The 20,122-nt window shown below is 44.5% G+C and carries 14 protein-coding genes; 10 read left to right on the top strand and 4 right to left on the bottom strand.

Features of this window, described 5'->3' with window-relative positions; translation table 11 throughout:
• The first annotated feature begins 85 nt into the window (after positions 1-85).
• From AB4503_RS09360 to AB4503_RS09340, 5 genes are all read left to right on the top strand, one after another.
• Positions 86-1,441, top strand: a complete 1,356-nt coding sequence (locus tag AB4503_RS09360) for a cache domain-containing protein (RefSeq protein WP_019821218.1) — start codon at positions 86-88, stop codon at positions 1,439-1,441.
• Positions 1,434-2,072 (top strand): response regulator transcription factor, encoded by a 639-nt coding sequence (locus AB4503_RS09355; RefSeq protein ID WP_017060961.1) that lies wholly within the window; start codon positions 1,434-1,436, stop codon positions 2,070-2,072. The genes AB4503_RS09360 and AB4503_RS09355 overlap by 8 nt, the downstream gene beginning before the upstream one ends.
• Positions 2,073-2,241: 169 nt before the next feature.
• Complete coding sequence (locus AB4503_RS09350; protein ID WP_017066829.1) at positions 2,242-3,840, top strand: BCCT family transporter; 1,599 nt, start codon at positions 2,242-2,244, stop codon at positions 3,838-3,840.
• A 271-nt stretch (positions 3,841-4,111) separates the two neighbouring features.
• Complete coding sequence (locus AB4503_RS09345; protein ID WP_017060963.1) at positions 4,112-5,683, top strand: BCCT family transporter; 1,572 nt, start codon at positions 4,112-4,114, stop codon at positions 5,681-5,683.
• A gap of 323 nt (positions 5,684-6,006) precedes the next feature.
• Complete coding sequence (locus AB4503_RS09340; RefSeq protein ID WP_017070254.1) at positions 6,007-7,890, top strand: methyl-accepting chemotaxis protein; 1,884 nt, start codon at positions 6,007-6,009, stop codon at positions 7,888-7,890.
• 342 nt (positions 7,891-8,232) lie between these two features.
• Here the strand turns inward: AB4503_RS09340 and cydC are convergent, their stop codons facing one another.
• The 3 genes from cydC to trxB form a co-directional block, all read right to left on the bottom strand.
• Entirely contained in the window at positions 8,233-9,954 is a 1,722-nt protein-coding gene (cydC, locus tag AB4503_RS09335) for a heme ABC transporter ATP-binding protein/permease CydC (RefSeq protein ID WP_372114415.1), read from the bottom strand.
• Positions 9,947-11,731 carry a heme ABC transporter permease/ATP-binding protein CydD gene (gene cydD / locus AB4503_RS09330; RefSeq protein WP_050635120.1) on the bottom strand — a complete coding sequence of 595 codons (1,785 nt, stop codon included), beginning with the start codon at positions 11,729-11,731 and terminating at the stop codon, positions 9,947-9,949. Before cydD ends, cydC begins: the two co-directional genes overlap by 8 nt.
• Before the next feature lie 161 nt (positions 11,732-11,892).
• Entirely contained in the window at positions 11,893-12,852 is a 960-nt protein-coding gene (gene trxB, locus AB4503_RS09325) for a thioredoxin-disulfide reductase (protein ID WP_061021606.1), read from the bottom strand.
• Positions 12,853-13,343: 491 nt separating this feature from the next.
• On the opposite strand from trxB, the gene AB4503_RS09320 reads away from it, so the two are divergent.
• From AB4503_RS09320 to AB4503_RS09305, 4 genes are all read left to right on the top strand, one after another.
• Positions 13,344-14,267 carry a HipA domain-containing protein gene (locus tag AB4503_RS09320; RefSeq protein ID WP_108098779.1) on the top strand — a complete coding sequence of 308 codons (924 nt, stop codon included), beginning with the start codon at positions 13,344-13,346 and terminating at the stop codon, positions 14,265-14,267.
• Positions 14,264-14,956 (top strand): hypothetical protein, encoded by a 693-nt coding sequence (locus AB4503_RS09315; protein ID WP_372084483.1) that lies wholly within the window; start codon positions 14,264-14,266, stop codon positions 14,954-14,956. Before AB4503_RS09320 ends, AB4503_RS09315 begins: the two co-directional genes overlap by 4 nt.
• 1,066 nt (positions 14,957-16,022) lie before the next feature.
• Complete coding sequence (locus AB4503_RS09310; RefSeq protein WP_029405418.1) at positions 16,023-16,679, top strand: 2OG-Fe dioxygenase family protein; 657 nt, start codon at positions 16,023-16,025, stop codon at positions 16,677-16,679.
• Positions 16,663-17,898, top strand: coding sequence for a cysteine desulfurase-like protein (locus tag AB4503_RS09305; RefSeq protein ID WP_372114412.1), 1,236 nt, complete (start codon positions 16,663-16,665; stop codon positions 17,896-17,898). The genes AB4503_RS09310 and AB4503_RS09305 overlap by 17 nt, the downstream gene beginning before the upstream one ends.
• 165 nt (positions 17,899-18,063) lie before the next feature.
• Here the strand turns inward: AB4503_RS09305 and AB4503_RS09300 are convergent, their stop codons facing one another.
• Entirely contained in the window at positions 18,064-18,735 is a 672-nt protein-coding gene (locus AB4503_RS09300; protein ID WP_372114410.1) for a type 1 glutamine amidotransferase domain-containing protein, read from the bottom strand.
• 213 nt (positions 18,736-18,948) lie between these two features.
• Here AB4503_RS09300 and AB4503_RS09295 point away from each other — a divergent pair, with 213 nt between their 5' ends.
• Positions 18,949-19,833, top strand: coding sequence for a LysR family transcriptional regulator (locus AB4503_RS09295; protein ID WP_372114409.1), 885 nt, complete (start codon positions 18,949-18,951; stop codon positions 19,831-19,833).
• Positions 19,834-20,122: the final 289 nt, after the last annotated feature.

The raw sequence follows: 20,122 nt of genomic DNA, 5'->3' as shown, positions 1-20,122 counted from the left end.
TGATATGTTTCAACGGCTATCTATAAATTGCTAAAGTAAAACGGCTTATTGATGTTCAGTAAGCCGTTTTTTGTGAGGGAAAGGAATGCCTCTAAAAGCCAAGCTGATTTTGCTGACGCTGCTCCCGTTGCTGCTGGTAACGGCGAGTATTAGCTGGATCTCGCTGCACCAGACTAAAACGTTAGGCGCTAAAGAAGTCGAGATCTTTAGAGATAGCCTAATCAAGTCGCGTGAAAACGCCCTCAAAGACACGGTTGACCTCGCTTTCGACGCCATAGAACACGTCTATAACGATCCAAATATCCAAGAAGCCCAAGCCAAAAAAAAAGTTCGAACCATATTGTCTAAACTTAGATATGGCTCTGATGGGTACTTCTTCGCATACGATCGCCACGGGACCAACTTGGTTCATCCAATTCAGCCAGAATTGATAGGCCAAAACCTACTCCAACTGCAAGATGAAGATGGCGATTTTCTGATAGAGGCTCTGTTAAGAGAAGCGCAAACCGGAGGCGGGTTTCACCAGTATTTGTGGCAAAAGCCTTCGACGGGTGAGGTGGTGTCTAAGCTGAGCTACGCCGCTTGGTTAGAGCGTTGGGACTGGATGATTGGCACCGGCTTGTATATTGAAGACGTACACCAAGAAGTGGCTTCGATGCAGGCTGCGATAAATAAGAATATTGAAACCACGTTCTTTTCGATTGTGGTGATTTTGAGCGTAACGGTCGCGGTCATCATCGTGCTGACCTTGGCTATTAACATGCATGAACATCGGATTGCTGATAACAACTTAAAGGAGCTGGCGCATAAGACGGTGATGTTCCAAGAAGACGAGAAGAAGCATCTAGCGCGTGAGTTGCATGATGGTATTAACCAATTATTAGTGTCGAGTCGTTGCCATTTGGAACTGCTCGGTAATAAGCTACAAAATGAAGACCTTAAAGCACATTTGAATAAGTCGCAGCATTCACTGATGCGAGCGATCGAAGAAGTGAGGCACATCTCGCATCAACTTCGTCCAAGTTCGTTGGATGATATTGGTTTAGAGGCGGCATTGTCTTCATTGTTGTTAGATTTTCAGGCGCATTCGGGTATTGAAGTAGAAACCTTGTTTAGCACTCAACAGGGTAAGTTGAAATCTGAGGCTGCGACAACCTTGTATCGAGTGGTGCAAGAGTCGCTGAATAATATCGAGAAACACGCGCAAGCGACCAAAGTAACGGTTATCGCTCAGCAAATTGGTAATGTGTTGCAACTACTGATTCAAGATAACGGTGTCGGTTTCAACACCTATAAAGCGATGGAAAAACGAGGGATCGGGCTGCGTAACATGAGAGAGCGAGTGGAGTTCATCGGTGGTGACTTTGAATTGATGAGTGAGATTGGCCTCGGAACGGAAATTACAGTGTTACTGACACTAGAGGGATTAATGAATGAGTGAAGTTATTCGAGTTGTGATTGCTGATGATCACCAAGTGGTACTGGATGGCTTTATGGCGAGATTGGAACTCGAGCCAGATATTAGCGTGATAGGTACGGCCAGCAATGGACTAGAAGCGGTAGAGGTGGTTAAGTCTCTGCGCCCTGATGTGGTGTTGATGGATATCAGCATGCCTATCATGAATGGCATTGATGCCACCCATCTGATTAAAGAAGAAGACCCAGAAGCCAAGGTCCTGATGCTGACCATGCATAACAACCGTGAATACATCATGAAGGTGATGCAGTCGGGTGCTGTCGGTTACATGTTGAAAGAGATTTCGGCTGAAAAAATGGTACAGGCAATCAAAACGGTCAATCAAGGATCGACCTATTTCTGTGAAAAAGTCACGCAGAATTTGTTTACTCAGCCGATTACTCCCACGCCATCTGTCAAGAATCCATTGAGCAGACGTGAAGAGGCTGTGCTGAAATTAGTCGCAAAAGGGGAGAGCAGTAAAGAGGTCGCAAAGGCGCTGAATATCAGCTATCGAACGGTAGAAACCCATAGGCAAAATATTAAGCATAAGCTCGATATTCACTCTACGGCAGAGCTTGCTAAATATGCGGTCAGCTCCGGGCTTGTGGACTGATCTTACGCTAAATAACGTTAAATGTGTAATTTAATTACTAAATGTGTAATTTACGCCTCCTTTATGGAGGTTTTTTTAGTATTTTTGCGACAGGTTGATATTCTTCTTTTCGAAATTTAAGCGCCGAATGCAATGTTGCAAACTGTGCGCTGCAAATTAGAGAGGAAGCATGGAGCCTGTAAAAGATAGGTATAGTATTGAAAATACCGATTATACAGTAGGACAAGATAACGTTCAGAAATGGGGTTTTGATGTTCATAACCCAGTATTTGGAATCAGTGCAGGGGCGATCATTATCTTCCTGTTGGCACTTCTAGTCGCAGACCCTGAAACCGCAAAAGCGGCGCTTGATGGAATCAAATGGAAAGTCATTGGTAACTTCGATGGTTTCTTCATGTGGGCAGCAAACATCTTCGTAATTTTCTGTTTTGCCCTCATTGTCTCCCCGTATGGCAAGATACGTATTGGTGGCAATGATGCCAAAGCAGAGCACTCAAACCTATCTTGGATGTCGATGTTATTCGCCGCAGGAATGGGTATTGGCTTAATGTTCTGGGGTGTTGCTGAGCCAGTAGCTTATTTCACTGGCTGGTATGAAACACCACTAGGTGTTGAAGCTTACTCTCCTGAAGCGGCGAAGTTGGCTCTTGGTGCAACCATCTACAACTGGGGTCTGCACGGTTGGGCGATTTACGCGGTTGTTGCTCTAGCGCTTGCCTTCTTCACCTTCAATAAAGGTTTACCTCTATCAATCCGCTCTATTTTCTACCCTATCTTGGGTGATAGAACTTGGGGTTGGTTTGGTCATATTGTTGATATCGTCGCTGTGCTTGCAACGCTATTTGGCCTTGCAACTTCATTGGGCTTAGGTGCTCAACAAGCGACCAGTGGTATTAACCATGTATTTGGTACCGATGGCGGTATTGGCATGCAGCTGATTGTTATCGCAGTGGTTACTTTCTTAGCGACAATGTCCGTGGTTCGTGGCATCAACGGTGGTGTAAAGCTTCTGAGTAATGTGAACATGCTGGTTGCTTTGGGCTTACTTATCTTCGTTACCATCGCTGGTGGCATGGCGGGTATTAAAGCAATCCCAACCGCGCTAATGGGCTACATTGAAAACTTCATTCCCTTAAGCAATCCTCACGGTCGTGATGACGAAACGTGGATGCAAGGTTGGACGGTATTCTACTGGGCATGGTGGATGTCTTGGTCACCATTCGTAGGCATGTTCATCGCTCGTATCTCTAAAGGTCGAACGATTCGTGAATTCATCGTTGCTGTATTGTTCATCCCAACGACAGTAATCATCATCTGGATGGCTATTTTCGGTGGCATCGCGATTGATCAAGTGGCGAACAAGGTGGGCGAGATTGGTGTGAATGGTCTGCAAGATATTACACTTTCTCTTTTCCATACTTACGATGCTCTGCCAATGAGCTCTGTGCTTTCAGTGGTATCGATTGGTTTGATTATGGTGTTCTTTATCACCTCTTCTGATTCAGGCTCATTGGTTATCGATAGCATTACCTCTGGCGGTAAAGTGGATGCACCGGTTCCACAACGTGTATTTTGGGCGTTGATGGGCGGCGCGATTGCAGCGGTTCTACTATGGGTTGGTGGTACGGAATCTATTCAAGCACTGCAAGCTGGAACGGTATCGATGGCGCTACCATTTGCCTTCATATTATTGCTTATGTGCCTAAGCTTATTGCTAGGTTTACGAACTGAAAATCAATTGGTTAAGCACCAAAATGCTTTGAGTTAAAAGTATTTTTGATAAAAAGGTCGACAGGGTCGACCTTTTTTTCGTCATAAACTTGAGTAATTACGTGAATATTGTTTGAAATTCCATCGAACCGATTCTAGTTTACTGAAAACAACAAGTTAACCTGCTAAACTTCAGACATCCAAGTATTTGAATTATTGTGACAACAGCTTGTACTACTTGGATCGTAGGTTCGAGTTTGTAATTAAGTCGCAGGTAAGTAAGGAATACGAGGTCAATAGACCCTAATAGAATTCCGTAGAGAGGGATAATGACTAAAGGTATAGATAAATACAGTATCGACAGTACGGATTACACTGTCGGTCAAGATAACGTCCAAAAATGGGGTTTTGATGTTCATAACCCAGTATTTGGTATTAGTGCGGGACTTATCGCTTTGTTCCTGATCGGTGTTCTTATTACAGATACCGCTTCAGCAAAGGCTGCGCTAGATGGCGTTAAAGGCCAGATTATCAATTCGTTTGATTGGCTTTTCATCTGGTCGGGTAATATTTTCGTAATTTTCTGCTTAGGTTTGATTGTTTCTCCGTACGGCAAAATCCGCCTTGGTGGTGTTGATGCGACGGCAGATTACTCATTCTTCTCTTGGCTATCGATGCTGTTTGCCGCAGGTATGGGTATCGGCTTGATGTTCTGGAGTGTGGCAGAGCCAGCGGCTTACTTCACGGGTTGGTTTGAAACTCCGTTAGGTGTTGAACCAAACACACCAGAAGCTGCAAAACTGGCATTGGGCGCAACCATGTATCACTGGGGTCTACACCCTTGGGCGATTTATGGCGTAGTAGCACTGTCACTTGCGTTTTTCTCTTACAACAAGGGATTGCCTCTTTCTATCCGTTCTATCTTTTACCCAATTTTAGGTGATAGAGCTTGGGGCTGGGCAGGTCACATTGTTGATATTCTTGCTGTACTTGCAACGCTATTTGGTCTGGCGACATCGTTAGGTCTTGGTGCACAACAAGCGGCAAGTGGTATTCAGCATGTATTCGGCATTGAAGCGGGCTTAGGTCTGCAAGTTATTGTGATTACAGCGGTGACTTTATTGGCGGTAGTATCAGTACTTCGTGGTATTGATGGTGGCGTTAAAGTTATCAGTAACATCAACATGTTGGTGGCTTTCCTACTGCTTATCTTAGTGGCTCTAATCGGCTACGCGGTGACTTTAGGTTCTATCCCAACGACATTGATGGCATACATTGAAAACATCATTCCGTTGAGTAACCCTCACGGTCGTGAAGATGAAACGTGGATGCACGGTTGGACTGTATTCTACTGGGCTTGGTGGATCTCATGGTCTCCATTCGTAGGTATGTTTATCGCACGTGTTTCTAAAGGTCGTACCGTTCGTGAGTTCATCACAGCAGTACTGATTGTACCGACTACAGTGACTATCATTTGGATGTCAGTATTCGGTGGCATGGCGATTGACCAAATCGTGAATAACGTTGGTATTCTTGGTCAAGACGGCCTAACAGATGTATCACTAGCAATGTTCCAAATGTTTGATGCACTGCCGTTCGGGACTCTGCTTTCAATCATTGCGGTTGTATTGGTTCTAGTCTTCTTCATTACATCGTCTGACTCAGGCTCTCTAGTAATCGACAGCATCACCGCGGGTGGTAAAGTTGATACGCCTGTGCCTCAACGTGTGTTCTGGGCGTTCCTAGAAGGTGCGATTGCTGTGGCTCTATTGTGGGTTGGTGGTACTGAAGCAGTACAAGCTCTACAAGCGGGTGCAATCTCTACAGCATTGCCATTCACCATCATTCTATTACTGATGTGTGTGAGCTTGCTAATGGGTATGCGTACAGAAAAACGCTAGGCTTTGTAAGCTGAAATCTACTGCAATTTATACGCAGTAGAGTGGTAAATAATATGAAGGCAGAAGAGGAAACTCTTCTGCCTTTTTTGTTTCTTCTTTACCGTGTTTTCTTGTCTCTTTTTAACATGTGAAGTGCGATAAAAATACTAATAACCGTAGAGATAATGCCGCCTTAAATTTGGCGACAAGCCAAGGAATTGACATTAGGTAAGCTTATGGTTTGCTTAAAATTATATTCCGATATTAAATTATAAAATTGCTCGAATTTAATACTGATATTGGGTAGTATGCGCGAGATTTCCCACCACTCGTGAAACTTTGACATGAAACTAACACTAAAGCAGAAGTTGATAGGCGCTAGCCTATCTGCTGTTGTCGTTATGGCTACAGCGTTGACTTGGTTATCAGCAAACCAATTATTTGAACAGACTCGTAATGGCGTATACCTACGAGCTGAAAGCGTATCTGAAGCAGCATCTGAAGGTATTAAAAACTGGATTGATATCCGTACTGATATCGCATCAGCATTTAATGACTTTTCACGAGAGGATGATGTTGTTCCTTTCCTTAGACAAGCTCGTGTAGCGGGTGGCTTTGACGATATCTTTTTAGGTACTCCAGAAGGTGGAATGTACCGTTCACATCCTGAACGTAATCGTGCAGATTACGATCCTCGTCAACGTCCTTGGTACCAAGAAGCAAACGCTGCAGGTAAGCAAATCATTACTACGGCTTACCAAGATGCAATCACCAAAGCACTTCTAGTAACGATCGCAGAACCTGTTCGCCACAACGGCCAACTTGTTGGTGTTGTTGGTGCAGACGTACTGATCGACCAGTTGGTTAACGATGTAATCAGCCTTGATGTTGGTGACAACGCTTACGCAATGCTAATTGATGCCTCTGACGGCACATTCCTAGCACACCCAGATTCAGCACTAAGCTTGAAGCCGGTAAGCCAGCTTTCAAACGATATCTCTATGCCTATCATCGAAAACGCAGTGCGTACGGGTAGCATCGAGATCATCAAAGAGCGCGGCGCAGACAAGCTGCTTTACTTCACGAAGGTGCCTAACACTAACTGGATCTTCGCGGTTCAGATGGACAAAGCAACAGAAGAAGCGAACCACTCAACGCTACTTACTCAGCTGATCATCACTGCTGTCGTTATTACGCTCATCGTAATCGTACTCGTGTCTTGGTTAGTAAGCTTCCTATTCCGCGACCTAAACCGCGTTTCAGCAGCACTTGAAGAAATTGCTTCAGGTGAGGGCGATCTTACTCAACGCCTTGAGCCTAAGAGCGACGACGAAATTGGTCAGCTTGCAGCAAACTTCAACCGCTTTGTGGGTAACATGCACACCATGGTGATCAAGCTAAGCGAAGTATCTGCTGCGCTAGGCAACCAAGCACGTCAAACGGCTTCTCAAGCTGAAGAACGTAGTGCTCGTATCCAAATGCAACAAGACGAGATCAACATGGTAGCAACAGCCGTTAATGAAATGGCTGCAGCAACACAAGAGATCGCAGGTAACGCAGACCACACTGCACAGAACTCATCTGAAGCGGTTGGCGCGTGTGAGCACGGTACTGGTCAAGTGACACAGACTCAAAGCTCTATCCAAAACCTTGCTCAAGAAGTTCAAATCGCAACTAACGTGATTCTCGAGCTTGAAGAGCACGGCAACAGCATCAACGCTATCTTGTCTAACATTCAAGGTATTGCAGAACAAACGAACCTACTTGCACTTAACGCCGCTATTGAAGCAGCACGTGCCGGTGAGCAAGGTCGTGGTTTCGCAGTAGTAGCGGATGAAGTTCGAGTTCTGAGCCAACGTACACACGGTTCAACGCAAGAAATTCAACAAACGATTGAGTTGCTGCAAGGTACAACAGGCAAAGCGGTTAACATCATGAACGATAGCCGTACACTTGCTGAAACCAGTGTTGATGACGCGAACTCAGCGGCTGCAAGCCTAACGCAAATCCATGCTGCTGTTGAACGCATCAGTGACATGGCAACACAGATTGCTTCTGCTGCAGAAGAGCAAGCGTCAGTAACGTCTGAGATTACTCGTAACACTGAAGGAATCCGTGACGTATCTAACGAGCTAGCAGACGAAGCACACCAAGCTGCAGAGCAAGCCGCTCAACTTTCTGAGCTGTCTCACGAGCTAGAAAGCGAAATCAGCCGCTTCAAGCTTTAAGCACTAACTCGTAATTTAAAAGCCGAATGTGATTATCACATTCGGCTTTTTTGTGCGTGCTAGTTAGAGTTATGAATCCCTAACTAGTTATTCGGATAGCCAGGGAATTTCGCTTTAAGGTTGGCACGAGTAGGGAAGTACTGCTCCATAAATTTAACCATCGCAGGGTCGTTCGCTTGTCGTTTTTAAGCTGTTTGGGTATTGGCATCAAGGTCAGTACTTATTGTAAGTGACTGGCCAAGTTTGATTGGAGAAGGGTGTAGTTCAGGAGAATCACAGACACAAAAAAGCCCGAGCATAAACTCGGGCCTTGAATCGTTTTCTTTATAGCTTAAGGGGAAGCTAGATTGCCTGACGAAGTTGGAAATAACGTCCTTCTTCGTTTAACAGTTTCTCATGAGAGCCGTTTTCAACAATCTCGCCTTGTTCAATCAGAACGATAGAATCCATCGATTCTAAACCAATCAAACGGTGCGTAATGAAGATAACCGTCTTGCCTTCAAAGTGCTTCTCGAACAGTGCCATGATGCTTTGCTCGGTTTGCTTATCTAAGCCTTCTGTTGGCTCATCAAGAAGCAGGATAGGGGCATCATGAAGAATCGTACGTGCGATACCAATACGGCGCTTCTCACCACCAGACAGTTGACGACCACCGTCACCTAACCAGCTATCAAGTGCGTTATTCTCAAGCAACTTTTCTAGGCCAACGTCTTTTAGGATATTGGCTAAGTGATCATCGGTTGCTTCTGGTCTTGCAATCAACAAGTTGTCACGCAAAGTACCATTTAGAATGTCGACACGCTGGCTTACCACACTGATTGATTCACGAAGCTGTGATTCATTCCACTGAGTCAGTTCAATGCCCGCGATTGAGATGTAACCCTTCTTAGGATCCCAGTAGCGAGTCAGAAGCTGAATCAGAGTCGATTTACCAGAACCCGTTTGACCCACAATCGCAACCTTGTTCGTTGCAGGGATCGTTAGGTCGACAGCGTTCAGAACATTGCGCTCAGAGTCAGGGTAGTTGAACGTCACGTTTGAGAACGTAATATCAAGTGGCTTGTTGATGTCGAGCTTCTCTTCAGCGAACTGAACTTCAGGCTCCGACAAAATAACTTCGTTCAAGCGGCGTGCAGAAGACAGAGTCTGACCTAAATGCTGGAACGCGCCTGCGATTGGCATCAATAGCTCAAAACTTGCCATGGTTGCGAACGCCATTAGCGCGATGAACGGGTCTGGTGCATTACCACCCACGCCGTCAGCCGCAAGCCAAAGCATAAGAACCAGCGTCAAACCGTTGAACAGCATTAGCGCTGCTGAAGCCATACCGGTTAGGTTAGCGTTCACAAACTGATTCGCCATCAGCTTGCGTTGCGTTTCTAGAATCGCATTACGGTAACGCTCCTCAGCACCGAACAGAGTTAGCTCGCTGTAGCCTTCAATCCAATCAAGCGTCGTTACACGAAGATCCGCTTTGTTCTGTGTTAGCTCACCACCATTACGTTTACCAAGCTTGTAGAACAAGATTGGCCAAACCAACAGCATGATAAGAAGGATAGAACCTAGGATTAAACCTAGTGAGCTATCAAACCACATCAAGAACAGAGTCAGGAAGAAGATCCCAAATACACCCACCGTCACTGGGCTTACTAAGCGCAAGTAAACGTGGTCCATTGCATCGACATCAGCAACCAAACGGTTCAGTAGGTCAGCATCACGAAGGTTTGAAATACGACCTGGGATCAGCGGAGCCAGCTTCTTAAAGAAGAAGATACGCAGATCAGTCAGTAGTTTGAATGTCGCATTGTGGCTCACAACACGCTCACCCCAACGACCCGCTGTTCGGCTCATTGCTAAACCACGTACACCACCACCTGGTAGCATGTAGTTGAAGGTTTCACGTGCAATCGTAAGGCCAGCAACCGCAGAAGCTGAAATAAACCAGCCTGATAGCGTTAACAAGCCGATAGAAGCCGACAGAGTAGCAAAAGCCAATAGCATGCCTAGCGATAGGCCAAACCAATGCTTTTTATAGAGTTTCAGGTAAGGCAGTAAATCACGCATCTAAATTACCCTTATTATCTTGTTGAGCTAAGTTCGCGTTAAGCATCTCTTCGAATAAACCACCCGCAGTCGAAAGCTGAGAGTAATGACCTTGTTCAACCAGACCACCATCGCGCATAACCAGAATGTTATCGACCGATTGAAGCGGAGCGAGTTGGTGCGTCACAAGCAGGGCAGTGCGGCTTTCGATGTTGCTATTGATGCCTTTCATTACCAACTGTTCGCTACGAGTATCTAGGCTGGCAGTGGGTTCATCGAGCAACCAGAACTGACCGTCTTGAATCATTGCGCGAGCCAGAGCCAAACGCTGAGATTGACCCACAGACAGACCGCCAGAGCGATCAGAAATCATGTAATCCAAGCCGTGCTCATTTACGAATTCGTTAGCAAAAGACTGCTCAAGTGCGTTCTCGACAACTTGGTCAGTGATATCGTGCTTACCTAGAGTGACGTTGTCACGAATTGTGCCGTGCAGTAGCAACGGGTTTTGACCAACCCAGCTAATGGTTTTACGCCAAGAGGCTAAGTCTAGGTCACGCAGTTCAATGCCATTGATTTTCAAGCTTCCTTCATAAGGCATGAAACCAAGAATGGCGTTGATCAAACTTGTTTTACCTGCACCACTTGGGCCAACTAACGCAGTCGATTGGCGAGTGTTAAGCGCGAACGAGATAGGACCAACCAGTTGAACACCTTCAGGGCTCAATACTTTCAGATCTTGAGCTTCAATATTGATGCCTTGAGCTGGGTCGAGCTGAGTGTCGCCTGATTTAACCTTAGTGATGTCTGTTTCTAGGAACTCGACAATACTTTCGGCAGCGCCAACCGCTTGTTGCTTCGCGTGGTAGAAAGTACCTAAGTCGCGCAGAGGTTGGTAAAACTCTGGCGCCAAGATAAGGATAAACAAACCTGCGAATAGCGTAATGCCCGCGCCGTAGTGGCCGAAGTTAAGCTCACCAATGTAGGTGAAACCAAAGTAAACCGCTGTCATCGCGATAGAGATCGACGTGAAAAACTCAAGTACAGCAGAAGACAAGAAAGCGATTTTCAACACATCCATGGTACGCGTTCTGAACACTTCAGATGCACCTTTCAATACCTCTGTTTCAGCGTTGGTGCGATCAAATAGACGGATGGTTGTCATTGACTGCAAACGGTCGTAAAAGTGACCAGAAAGACGCTGCAGTGCTTTGAAGTTTTTACGGTTTGCATCGGCTGCTTTCATACCAACCAATGCCATGAACATCGGCACCAGTGGAGCAGTAATCAAGAAGATCAGTCCTGCTGCCCAGTTAACTGGGAACACCACAACCAAAATAATGAATGGAATCATTACCGACAGAGACATTTGAGGTAAGTAACGAGAGAAGAAGTCTTGCATGTCTTCTACTTGTTCTAGCAACAGCGTTGCCCACGTACCGGCAGGTTTACCTTTAATGTAAGCAGGGCCTAACTCACGTAACTTATCAAGGATCAGTTGCCTTATGTAGACCCGGATCTGTTCACCACAGCGATAACCTGCGATTTCACGTCCCCATGTACAGCCAGCACGGCCAACGACCGATAATGCCAAGCCTGCGAAATGACCAACCAGTTCAGATTTATCGACATTCTCGATGATCAGCTGGTGAAGAATAGAGGCGAGAAGAGCTGCTTGAGCAATTAAGAACACGCTTGAAAGTACGCCAAGGCTAATCGCAATCATAAGCCAGCGTTTCGCTAACTTACTCTGTTGCTTAAGCCACTTGTTCAAGCTGCGTTGTTTTTTCTTATCCATTATGAAGGCTTAATGATAATTATTATTTGTTGAGGGCGGGTAGTATACAAAAGAAAGCCCAGTGGATATACCGCTGGGCTCTAGGGATTTACAACAAATTGTGATGATGCCCTGCATCTACTGAGGCGAGAGCTCCGATAATCAAATCTGCAATCTCAGATTTACTTATCGTTAAGGCCATCTAGGAAGCGTTCAGCATCCAGTGCAGCCATACAACCTGTACCAGCAGAAGTGATTGCTTGGCGGTAGTTGTGGTCCATTACATCACCTGCAGCGAACACGCCCGGGATGCTAGTTTGTGTTGCGTTACCTTCAAGACCAGACTGAACGATGATGTAGTCATCTTTCATGTCCACTTGGCCTTTGAAGATTTCAGTGTTTGGTTGGTGACCGATAGCAATGAATGCGCCCATTACTTCGATGTCTTCTGTTTTATCAGACTGAGTATCCTTAATACGAACGCCCGTTACGCCCATGTCGTCGCCTAGAACTTCGTCTAGCGTGCGATCAGTGTGAAGAACAATGTTGCCGTTCTCTACTTTGTCCATTAAACGCTTAACAAGAATCTTTTCAGCGCGGAACGTGTCACGACGGTGAACAAGGTGAACTTCAGACGCGATGTTAGATAGGTAAAGTGCTTCTTCAACAGCGGTGTTACCACCACCAACAACCGCTACTTTCTGGTTGCGGTAGAAGAAACCATCACACGTTGCACAAGCAGAAACGCCGCGGCCTTTGAATGCTTCTTCAGACTCTAAACCTAGGTACTTAGCCGATGCGCCCGTTGAGATGATCAACGCATCACAAGTGTACTCGCCAGAATCGCCTTTAAGACGGAAAGGGCGGTTTGATAGGTCTACTTCGTTAATGTGGTCGAACAGGATCTCTGTTTCAAAGCGCTCTGCGTGCTCTTTCATGCGATCCATTAGAGCTGGACCCGTTAAACCTTCAGGATCACCCGGCCAATTTTCCACTTCTGTCGTGGTTGTAAGCTGACCACCTTGCTGCATACCGGTAACAAGTACAGGGTTTAGGTTTGCACGAGCAGCGTAAACTGCAGCTGTATAGCCAGCAGGGCCAGAACCAAGAATCAATAAATTACAGTGCTTTACGTCGCTCATGAGGACTCCGAAATTGAAATTGTTTTTATTTATAATCGCTTAGGATTGTATGGAAAATATGGAGGCAATAAAAGGTTAAACAAGGGCAGAAGTGTAATTAATCGTTATAGTTTAGAACTTAATCGAGACAAACGTTTTCATGGCTTAAAGATCGGCGAAACCATCATCTTCTTCAAGGATTGTTGCTGCCGACTTTTCGATTTCTAACGAGCATATCAAAACACGCCCAAATAACTGTATATAAAAACAGTATTTAATTATAAGATTACACGCAACGTTTGATAGGCAAAGTTAGAAAGATGAGGAACGAGCAATGAACTTACTCCCAACAGGCACACAGCTAGGTAAATTGGAACTACTGGAAGTGTATCAAGTGGCTTAAATAACTTTACATATCACATAATGGTTATGTGATATGTTTAATATCATTCACTAAATTTTGATTGAGTGTAGAGTGAATTGTAGTGGAATTAGAAGGTTAAGATAAGCCTATGTTAGTTGTTGACGTTACCGACTGGAAAAAAGATGAACGCCATGCAGTCTTCCCTGTTGGCGCTCGTGATAAAGAAATGATTTGGTCTCCTGAATACGAAGTCGATGGTGTTAAAGCTAATTGGCCATACTTGTTTAAAGAGTCTATCTATCGTTACCCTGACCAGTACTGGACAGAGCTAGTTGCGTATATCGTATCTAAGCATTTAGGTGTTGATGTCCCTAAAGTGTTGCCTGCAATGAAGCAGGCTGAAGGTGAGACCATTTACGGTTCTCTAATCGAATGGTTTTATGATGTGGAAGTAGAGCGCTTTGTTCATGCGGGTTCTTATTTTAAGCGAATGATCCCAGATTTTGATGATAAAATGGGTAAGGAGCATAATCTTACGGATATGGGGATTATTATTCGTCTTTTATCCATGAAAGCTAACCTTAAAACGAATGGGTTGCTTTGGATATCTGAAATGGCATTGTTTGATGCTTTGATCGGAAATACGGATAGACATCAGGAAAACTGGGGAGTGGTTTTTAAACCAGGAGAAATATCTTGCTTAAGCCCTTTATTCGACAATGGTACTAGTTTAGGCCATGAGCGCTTTATAGAGCATGTTAGAGATTGGGATGAACATCGCTTAAAAGTATATATAAAGAAAGGAAAACATCACCTTAGGTTAAAACGTGAAGATACTCAGGATAGAGTGCCGCACTTTCTTCTTGTTAAAGCTCTTTTCAACTTTAATCAAGAGAGTAATGCTCACATTAAACTAAAGGTTGATAACCTTGACTTAGTGAGTATGCTAGCGGAAATAGAAGATTTAACTAAGATTAAAGCGGAAGTTCCTTTTACTCGAGAAAGGTTTGAGTGGATTCAAAAGAATCTAGAAGTACGCTTTAAGTTAATAAAAGAAGAATTAAAAAAATGATTACGATAGAAAATCCACTACATGTAGAAACACTCTTTTTGACTTGGCAATCTAATAGCGATCGCAATCAGCGCTACTTGGTTGGGCTCCTTAAAAAGGCTGCTAGTGGTTTTGAGTTTTCATATTTAGTTGATACACCCGATTATATTGCCGCTTTGGACCATGGCTTTATGGGCTACCCTGCCTTTCGCTTAAGTGATGACGTGTATACAAATGACGTAATGACTACATTTATGAAGAGGCTCCCACCACGTTCGCGACGTGATTTCAGGAAGTATTTAACAAACCATTATTTGTCGGAGAACTTCGACGGTACTGATTTTGATTTAATTTCTCATACCGGCATCCAGCTACCTAGTGATGGCTTCGACTTAGTCCCTGATTTATCGGAAGCACAGCTACCATTTGATTATTTAATGGAAGTTGCAGGTTCGCGTTACTACATCACTGGTGATGAGGCTGCTTCTATAGATATAGGTGCGCGGGTTCGCTTTGAGTGTGAAAATGATAATGAATTTGACTGTAATGCAGTCGCCTTGTTTATCGCAGAACAACCGATAGGGTACATAAACAAGTTAATTTGTCCTGCATTTAGAAGATTGATGACGCGTGATATTTCATGCACTGTAGCTAAAGTGTCGGGGACGGTAGATCGCCCGCTCATTTATGTCATGTTTTCTGCTAAATAATAAAAGCCTCCAATTGTAGAGCATTGAATAATTTGACTTTGCTCTTGCAAATTGGCACTTTCTACAAAAATCTGTTCTCACAGAAGTAAAAAAGAGAAGCCCACGTTGGCTTCTCTTTTTTGTTGAGACACCTAACAGTCCAAGGTGAACTGAGGCATTGTATGGGCACTTTGTGGTGTGAATGAAATTATTACAAAAAATGGTTTAATTTTCAGTTGGTTAAATTACTCCAGTTACGTTTCGGAGCACTAACTTGTTAGCTAAAGATCTTAAAACAATGTGATCACTAAGCGACCAAGTCTTATTCTAACTACACAGCCATTATCGTCTTACCTATGACCTGAAGCTTCGTCCATTGCTCTGACCTATTTCAAACGTTTCATACTCTTGGTTGCCTGAAAACACTAAGTAAACTCCTTTCTCAATACCCAATTCAAATTCTTCACATAAACCAGATCATTAATGCATATTAGGTGTGCATCGTTTAAATCGGAGTGTTTTCGTGACTGAAAGGTCAGTGAAGCTGCTGCGTGAAAGGGATCATATTTATTTAAGGGCGGCCGAGTTCCCCCCGAACTCGACCTGTTCCAGACGCGCAAGCAAAGGCGTTTGGTTTCTGGCGTACTCATAAATTAACCAATTTCAGTTTGTTGTGTAAATAATCAATAGTTTGGCAATTGATAGGTAGGTCGTATTTCGCGGTGCAAAAGCATAGAAATGAATGATGGCGAGCGTGATGCCTGAACTCAGGCAAGAAGGCTGGCGTATTAAAGGGAAAGGGCTGACACAATATGAAACATAGCTTGCTAGTTTATAATATCGTTAAATTTAAATTTGCAGGGATTTATAACTAGCTAGTGGAGTGTGCTAGTTTTAAGAGTTGGCCATCTTTTATTCTGGTGTTATGCACTGCTTTTGAATTTAAAGTTAGTTTTACTATCTGAATTATTATTTCTGACGGGATAAATGATTGTTTAATGTTGATTTGACAAGATCTTCAAGTATCCTTTATGTAAACAAAACGTTAAATATCGAAAGTGAATTAACAATCATTAAGGAGTCGATGATGTTACATGCTCACGAAAATACCCTACATATTACCCACCTCAGTAACCACGCAGTTGAGGAGTTGTCACCGTCATTCTCTAAGCTTCCAAGCACAGAGCATGCGGATGGTCAGTTTCGATTGAGAAGGTACTCGGTGGTTCAATTCAGTAATGGACAAGTCGTAGAGCTAGACAAACATAACTTTGTTCAGTCTGAAGACATTAATCACTTTCAAGGTGACGTTGTTCGCCAATTCGAACCAATTGAAGCACCAATCTTAAGCAGCGAAGGCATGCAAGAGATGTGTGAGTTGTTCATTGAAACCAATGGGCTTGAAGACGGGCAAGAAATCGAAATCCACCAAATCCGCATCGCTGCCATTTTTGAAGAGACACAGGTTGCGCCAGAAGGTGTTCACCAAGATGGCTTCGACCACATCGCTTTAATTGGTGTTAACCGTCATAACATTGTGGGTGGCGAGATCATGCTGTACCAAGATTCTCATGAAGCACCGTTCTTTAGAAAAGTGCTTGAAGACGGCGAAGTTGCAATGCTTGCAGACAGTAAGCTATGGCACAACGCACAGCCAATTCGCACCATAGACCACGACGAGATGGGTTACATGGATGTGTTTGTTCTAACGGCTAAGGATGCGCGCAATGTCCTTCACTCTTAATGATGTGCGCCAGCAGTTTAGCGCGCTAGGCCAATACCATAACGGTAAGCCGGTGACCTTTTTTGATGGGCCGGGTGGCTCTCAGGTTCCTGAAAATGTTTTAGCATCCATGACGGAATACCTTGGGCACTTTAATTCAAACCTAGGCGGTCATTACTTTTCTAGCCAGAAGACCACAGGTTTAATGCAGCAAGCGAGAGAAGCGGCACAAGCGCTACTCAATGCTGAGTCTTCTGGCAACGTTGTGTTCGGTGCGAACATGACCTCGCTGACCTTCCAACTTAGCCGAGCGATCAGCCGCGATTGGAAAGAGGGCGATGAAGTTATCGTCACTGCGTTAGACCATTACTCGAATGTATCAAGCTGGCAGCAAGCCGCAGACGACAAAGGCGCGATTGTTCGCCAAGTTCGTGTCGACGAGTCGGATTGCAGCCTAGACATGGCGCACTTTGAGTCGCTGCTTAACGAGAAAACCAAGCTTGTCGCGGTGACGTTTGCTTCGAACACGACTGGCTCTATTGTCGACATGGCAAAAGTTATTGAGCTTGCACATCAGCATGGTGCGCAGGTTTATGTCGATGCCGTTCATTACGCGCCACATCACTTGATCGATGTTCAGCAGCTGAATTGTGATTTCTTAGCGTGTTCAGCGTATAAATTCTTCGGCCCGCATGTGGGCATTGCGTATGTTGCACCTCAATGGCTGCATACGTTAAAGCCATACAAGGTAGAGCCTGCCACTAACATTGGCCCAGGCCGATTTGAAACGGGTACGCAAAGCTTTGAAGGCCTTGCCGGTGTAATTGCGGCGGTTGATTACTTGGCGCAGTTTGGTGAGCCAACAGATTCACTGCGTTCTCGTTTAGAGCAAAGCTACGCGCTTTATAATAAGCATGAAAGCCAACTCAGCGAGTACTTCCTTAAACGCTTGTCCGATCTTGAAGGGGCAAAGCTTTACGGGAAAACCGAATTTGATTCGAACCTAAGAACCCCAACGTTTGCGATTACCTTTGATAATCACTCTCCAGAGTTCATCGCTAAGAAGTTAGGTGAGCATAATATCTGTGTGTGGAACGGACATTTCTACGCATTAGGATTGGTAAAGCAATTGGGTATTGAAGAGCAGGGCGTGGTGCGTATTGGTTGTATGCATTACAACTCGATTGAAGAGATCGACTTGTTGTTTAATGTGCTTGAAGGGATCTTACGAAGTAACTAGCACTTTAATAGCTACAGAATTAGAAAAGAGCATACTTCTCTCAATAATATTGAGTAGGAAGTATGCTCTTTTTGTTTGATTGAACTTATATCTGTTTAACGGCAGTTATTCTATTAGGACGGTTACTAAGACTAAAGCGGTTACTCGATTAAGTTTCTGATTTAACTAAGACAGCTGCTTAACCAGAGCTGCACCTACTGCGTGCGCACTGGTTGGGTTCTGACCGGTAATCACTCGCTCATCAACAATCACAAGCTCTTGCCAAGGTTGAACCTTGTTGAAACGCGCTGCGCTGCGAGCAAGAGACTCTTCCAATAAGAACGGAATGTCATTGATTGTGCCAAAGTCGATCTCTTCTTCACGTGTAAAACCAGTCACCGATTTAGAGCTCAATAGCTTCTCGCCATTGCTTAAAACAATCGGAAGCAATGCTGCTGGGCCGTGACATACAGATGCGATCACACCACCATCTTCATAGTGCTTAGCCGCAATCGCTGCGAATTGCTCGTCGGTTGCTAAGTCAGAAAGCAAACCGAATCCACCTGGGTAGAAGATAGCATCGTAGCTTTCAGTATTGATTTGGCTTACTGGAATCGTATTGTTGATGCGGTTCTGGAAGTCATCATCCGCCAAGATATCAGCGTTAACCACATCTCCTTCAATATCCGTTCCGTAGAGTGGGGCTTTGCCACCATTGATAGAAGCGATGTCGTATTCGAATCCAGCAGCCATGATCTCTTTCAGAGCGTGGGTTAGTTCTGGAGCGTAAGTACCGTTCGCTTGGTCTGTATCGCCAAGTGTTGCGTGGTTAGTTACTGGAATTAGTATTTTTTTCATGATTCATCCCTTTGAGCTGCTGTTTTTTTATTTAGAAACGATGCCTGTAATTAGATGCTGACGCTTTTCGTTAAGCGCTAGGTATCGTGTTGTTACTTAGCTATCGCCGTCTTGTTGTATCTAATACTAGTTCCAAACCAATTAGGTGATAATATACTAAACAGGAAAAACATTGTTGCTATATAGCAAAGATAAGATACGGGTAGATTAAGTATGGACAGCTTTGAAGGTATTAATGAGTTTGTTGCGGTAGCCGAGTGTCACGGCTTTTCTGCAGCAGCAAAACAGTTGGGTTGCAGTACTAGTCATGTCAGTCGCCAAGTTTCAAGGTTGGAAGAGAGAGTTGGCGTGGCACTGCTTGCACGCTCTACACGAATGGTGAGCCTGACCGAATCGGGTCACACCTATTATCAGCAGTGTAGAGATTTGGTCATTGGGCTTCAGCAAGCGAATGAACAAGTCACGTCTCAACAAACTCAGCTTAGCGGTACATTACGTGTTAGTGCTGCGGGTGCATTTGCAGAAAATCATGTTGCGACAGCGCTGATGGAATTTGCCAAAGATCATCCTGAACTCACCATAGAAATGAACTTCAATACTAAGATGGTGAACTTCATCGAAGATGGTATCGACTTTGCCATTCGTTATGGTCGATTAGACGATTCAGGGCTGGTGGCAAGAAAGTTGGTCGATCGCCCAATGGCGGCCGCAGCCAGTAAAGACTATATAGAGCAATTTGGTACGCCCAATCACCCTGAGCAGTTGAAAATGCACAGCTGCATTATCGCCAACAGTGATCAGTGGCTATTTGAGAAAGAGGGCAAACCGTTAAATGCAGTGCGAGTGCATGGGCGCTGGCGCAGTAACAATTCGAGTGCAGTACTGAAAGCTTGTGAAGAGGGGCTTGGTGTTGTCTACCTTCCCAAAAGCAGTTTCAATGGCGGCCTGACTAATGGAAAGCTCGTTCCAGTGCTAGAAGAATATTGGGGAGCAGGTACAAGCAGTTGGATCGTATATCAAAACCGTCGCTTTGTTCCACAGAGAGCAAGGCTGGCTATCGACTTCTTAGTGTCTTATTTTTCCGATTGGAATGAATAACCGACGAGGTTTTAAGCAAACAGCCAAAATGCTAGAAGTGAATAATGAACGGAATTGAAAAGAGTCGTGATTAGCGCTAGCTACCTACTTTAAGGTCGAAAACAGAAAAGCTAATTCTTACATAGATATACGTTATCTTTTTTTGTTTTTTGACGCGAGTAATAGGAATGAGAGACTTGTCTACTTTTGATAACTGGTGTTAGCGATTGAATTGTAGAGAAGCTCGCAACAGTACGATATACTAGATACCATATTAATGTCCCTAACGCGTGATAGATTCTGTGGAAGC

The sequence above is a fragment of the Vibrio sp. 10N.222.55.B11 genome (genome assembly GCF_041473705.1).
GTDB classification, from domain to species: domain Bacteria; phylum Pseudomonadota; class Gammaproteobacteria; order Enterobacterales; family Vibrionaceae; genus Vibrio; species Vibrio crassostreae_C.
Note: the sequence above shows the minus strand (reverse complement) of the source record. Positions and strands in the feature narration are given on the sequence as shown.